Origin of the sequence: Nocardiopsis protaetiae (assembly GCF_045446735.1) — a bacterium.
Classification (GTDB): Bacteria; Actinomycetota; Actinomycetes; order Streptosporangiales; family Streptosporangiaceae; genus Nocardiopsis; species Nocardiopsis protaetiae.
The window spans coordinates 1-4,424 of sequence record NZ_JBJJBV010000403.1 but is presented as its reverse complement, the minus strand read 5'-3'; the positions used below and the strand labels follow the sequence as shown (position 1 = coordinate 4,424).

Below are 4,424 nucleotides of genomic sequence, written 5' to 3'. Positions count from 1 at the left end.
GCCCTGGGCGAGGGCTACCGGGTGGTGCTCGCCCAGGGCGCCCACGGCACCTTCCCGGGCGAGGGGGCGGGCGCGGCCGAGCGGGCCGCCGCCGTCGAACGGGAACTGCGGGCCGACGGAATCGAGGTTTCCCCCGCGCGGCAGATCGAGTTCCGGTAGAAAAGAACGTGTGGCACCTCCCCACCCCTCCCGGGGAGGTGTCCGCCCGGCCCCGGTGTGCCCCCTCGGCTCCGCGGGCCGTGTCCCACCCCGAAGGGCCGGACCCGGAAGTCGCACCGGGCCCGGCCCTTTCACGTCGGGGTCCTTGCGCGGACACCCTGCCGACGGCCCGGCCGACACCCAGGGGGAGTTGTCCACAGGGCTCCGGCAGGCTCGGGCGGGACGCCCTAACCTGGCGGGGAAGGTGGAGACCGGCGGTACAGGGGGAACGATGGCGGGACGGTACGGGGGCGGGCGCGGCGGCCACGGGGGCCGGGGCGGCGGGGCCGGGGGGCGTCGGTCCGAGCCCGAGCCCATCAAGGGGGTGCGCGACGAGGAGCGGCTCTCGCAGGAGCTGCTGCGGATGGACGGCGACTCCTACGGCCGCTACAAGTCCCTCAAGGGGGACTGGGACTTCGGCGACTTCACGCTGACCGTCCAGCGGGTGCAGGCCGACCCGTTCGCGCCGCCCTCGCGGATCCTGGTCGCGTTCCCCGACGCGGGCATCCCCAAGGACGCCTGGGCCGACCCCGTGCGCCGCCGGGCCACCGCCGACTTCCTGGGGCGGCGGGCCGGTCGGCTGCTGCGGCGCTCGCTGCTGCGCATCGACACCGGCGGGCAGGAGGTCCTGGAGCGCTCCTCCTGCCGGGTCACCGAGGGCGGCGGCCTGGAGCTGCGCATCGGCATCGACCTGCCCGGGCGCGGGCGCCGCATCGACGGCCGGGCCGCCGAGCGGGAGCTGTGCGACACCCTGCCCGGACTGGTCGACGACCTGTACTGGGAGGCCGTCGACCGGGACGCCGCGCGGACCTTCGCCGACAGCGTGGCCGACACGGTCGCGCTGCGCTCGCGGCTGGCGGAGCGGGGACTGGTCGCGTTCGTCGCCGACGGCGCGATCCTGCCGCGGCGCAGCGGCGTCAGCGACGAGCCCCTGACCGAGGGCGCGGTGCCGTTCTCCTCGCCCGAGAGCCTGCGCGTGGCCGTGGACCTGCCGCACCGGGGGACGGTCACCGGCATGGGCGTCCCCGAGGGCGTCGTCCTCATCGTGGGCGGCGGCTTCCACGGCAAGTCCACCCTGCTGCACGCCCTGGAACGCGGTGTCTACGACCACGTCCCGGGCGACGGCCGCGAGCTGGTGGCCACCCGCGCCGACGCGGTCAAGATCCGCGCCGAGGAGGGCCGCCGGGTGGAGCGGGTCGACGTGGGCTCGTTCGTGCGCAACCTGCCCACCGGCGCCGACACCGCGGACTTCCGCACCGACAACGCCTCCGGCTCCACCTCGCAGGCCGCCAACATCTGCGAGGCCCTGGAGGCCGGATCGCGCACCCTGCTGGTGGACGAGGACTCCACCGCCACCAACCTGATGATCCGCGACGAGCGCATGCAGGCCCTGGTGCACGGCGACCGCGAGCCCCTCATCCCGTTCGTCGACCTGGTGCGGCCGCTGTACCGCGACCACGGCGTCTCCACGGTGCTGGTCATGGGCGGCAGCGGCGACTACTTCGACGTCGCCGACCACGTGGTCATGATGGACGCCTACCACCCGCACGACGTGAGCGAACGCGCCCGGGCGCTGGCCCGGGAGCGCACGGACGCGGTGTTCACCACACCCAGGGCCCGCCTAGTCGACCCGCGGTCGGTCGACCCCGCCGACGCGCGCGGCCGGTCCCGGATCAAGCGCCGCGACATGGACGTGCTGGTGTTCGGCGACGACGACGTCGACGTGAGATCGGTCGAACAGTTCGTCGACCCGGGGCAGATCATCGGCGCCGGGCTGGCCCTGCGCGCCCTGGACCTGGGAGACCGCACCCTCGCCGAGGCCCTGGACGCCCTGGAGGCCGAGCTGGCCGAACACGGGGTGACCCGGCTGGGCGCGGACTTCGGCGGCGACTACGCGCTGCCCAGACGCCAGGAGGTCGCCGCGGTCCTCAACCGGCTGCGCTCCCTGCGGGTCCTGCGGCAGCGGCCGTGAAGGCGGCGAATACGGGTCGGTATTGTGGGAGATCGGGGTGAACGGTCCCAGAGCCGAGCGGGAACACGGCGGCGCCGGTCGGTGTTGGACTGCCACGCGGCCCCCGCAAACCCCGAGCTTTCTGGAGACGAGACCCCGGTGCGCAACCCAGCAGATCTGTACGAACTCCGACCCGGCTTCGACGATGTCGCCGGCCTGGCGATGCTGGTCGCCCTGGACGGCTTCGTCGACGCAGGCAACGCGGGCAAGCAGGTGGTCGAGGAGCTGTTCGACCGTTTCGAGGCCGAGGAGATCGCGGTCTTCGACGCCGACCGCCTCGTCGACTACCGCGCCCGGCGCCCGCCCATGACCTTCGTCGAGAACACCTGGACGGAGTACCGGGCGCCCAAGCTGGCCCTGTACCGCATGCACGACGCCGAGGGCAGCCCGTTCCTGGTCCTGCACGGCCCGGAGCCGGACCGCGAGTGGGAGGCCTTCACCGCCGCCGTCGTCGGCCTGGTGGAGCGCTTCTCGGTGTCGCTGTCCCTGAGCGTCCACGGCATCCCCATGGCGGTGCCGCACACCCGGCCGGCCACGGTCACCCCGCACTCCACCCGCCCCGAACTGGTCGAGGGGCACACCCCCTGGATCGGCCGGGTCGAGGTGCCCGGCAGCGCGGTGTCGCTGCTGGAGTTCCGGCTGGGCGAGGCCGGGCACGACTTCCTCGGCTACGCCGTCCACGTGCCCAGCTACCTGGCCCAGTCCACCTACCCGCGCGCGGCGCTGGCCGCCCTGAAGTACCTCGCCGACGCCACCGGCCTGGCCCTGCCCGCCGCGGGCCTGGAGGAGGTCGCCCAGGCCACGGACGTGGAGATCGCCGAGCAGGTGAGCGCCTCGGAGGAGGTCCAGCGCATCGTCGTCAACCTGGAGCGCCAGTACGACGACATCATGTCCTCGCGGACCGACCCGGAGGACCGCCGGGTGCTCCCGCTGGCCGACGATGAGGCCGGTCTGCCCACCGCCGACGAGCTCGGCGCGGAACTCGAACGCTTTCTCGCCGAGCGCGAGAGCGACGGAAACGGTTAAATAAAGTCGTGTTCTACCAGATCCTCTTCAGCTCGGTCCTGCGCCACCTGGACGCCGAGACGATCCACAAGGTGAGCTTCGAAGCCCTGCGCTGCGCCGCCGCCGTGCCCGGTGCGGCCGCGACGGCCGAGCGGCTGCTGGGCCCGCGCGAGCCCGAGCTGACCGTGCACGCGTTCGGCCGCGAGTTCCCGGGCCCGCTGGGCCTGGCCGCCGGGTTCGACAAGAACGCCGAGGGTCCGCGGGCCCTGGGGGCGCTCGGCTTCGGGTTCGTCGAGATCGGCACGGTCACCGCGCAGCCGCAGTCGGGCAACCCGCGCCCGCGCCTGGCCCGCCTGGTCGGGGACCGGGCGATCGTCAACCGGATGGGCTTCAACAACGAGGGGTCGGCGCTGGTCGCCGAGCGCCTGCACCACCGGCGGGGCGAGCCCGGTCCGATCCTGGGGATCAACATCGGCAAGACCAAGGTCACCCCGGAGGAGGAGGCCGAGGGCGACTACGCGCTCAGCGCCCGCCGGCTGGCCCCCTACGCCGACTACATGGTGGTCAACGTCAGCTCTCCCAACACCCCGGGCCTGCGCGACCTCCAGAGCGTGGAGCGGCTGCGGCCGATCCTGTCCGCCGTGCGCGGGGCGCTGGCCGAGGCCGGGCGCCCGGAGCTGCCGCTGCTGGTCAAGATCGCCCCGGACCTGGCCGACGAGGACGTCGACGCGGTCGCCGACCTGGCCCTGGAGCTGGGCCTGGACGGCGTCATCGCCACCAACACCACCATCTCCCGCGAGGGCCTGGCCTCCTCGCCCGAGGAGGTCGAGGCGGCCGGGGGCGGCGGCCTGTCCGGCGCGCCCCTGGCGGCCCGCTCCCTGGAGGTGCTGCGCCGCCTGCGCGCCCGGGTCGGCGACCGGGTCACCCTGGTCGCGGTGGGCGGCATCGACACCCCCGAGGACGCCTGGGCCCGCATCCGCGCCGGCGCGACCCTCGTCCAGGGCTACACCGGCATGATCTACGGCGGCCCGCTGTGGCCCCGCCGCATCCACCGCGGCCTGGCCCGCCTGGTCCGCGCCGCCGGGTACACCTCCGTCGCCGACGCCGTCGGCACCGAGGTCCCGGCCACCGCCCCGGCCACCGAGCCCACCACCGCCTGACCGCCGCCCGCCCGGCACCGCCCGCACCACCGACGGCCCGCCCCGGGACC

At 74.6% G+C, this 4,424-nt stretch carries 3 protein-coding genes; all 3 read left to right on the top strand.

The window, feature by feature from the left end; genetic code table 11:
- Nucleotides 1-430 precede the first annotated feature (430 nt).
- Entirely contained in the window at nucleotides 431-2,170 is a 1,740-nt protein-coding gene (locus ACJOT3_RS32825) for an ABC-ATPase domain-containing protein (RefSeq protein WP_406977022.1), read from the top strand.
- A 138-nt stretch (nucleotides 2,171-2,308) separates the two neighbouring features.
- Complete coding sequence (locus ACJOT3_RS32820; protein WP_406977021.1) at nucleotides 2,309-3,235, top strand: proteasome assembly chaperone family protein; 927 nt, start codon at nucleotides 2,309-2,311, stop codon at nucleotides 3,233-3,235.
- An 8-nt stretch (nucleotides 3,236-3,243) separates the two neighbouring features.
- Complete coding sequence (locus tag ACJOT3_RS32815) at nucleotides 3,244-4,374, top strand: quinone-dependent dihydroorotate dehydrogenase (RefSeq protein WP_406977020.1); 1,131 nt, start codon at nucleotides 3,244-3,246, stop codon at nucleotides 4,372-4,374.
- Nucleotides 4,375-4,424: the final 50 nt, after the last annotated feature.

Coding starts and splice junctions, on each gene's coding strand:
- ACJOT3_RS32825 (WP_406977022.1), top strand. CDS start 431: ATGGCGGGACGGTACGGGGGCGGGCGCGGCGGCCACGGGGGCCGGGGC.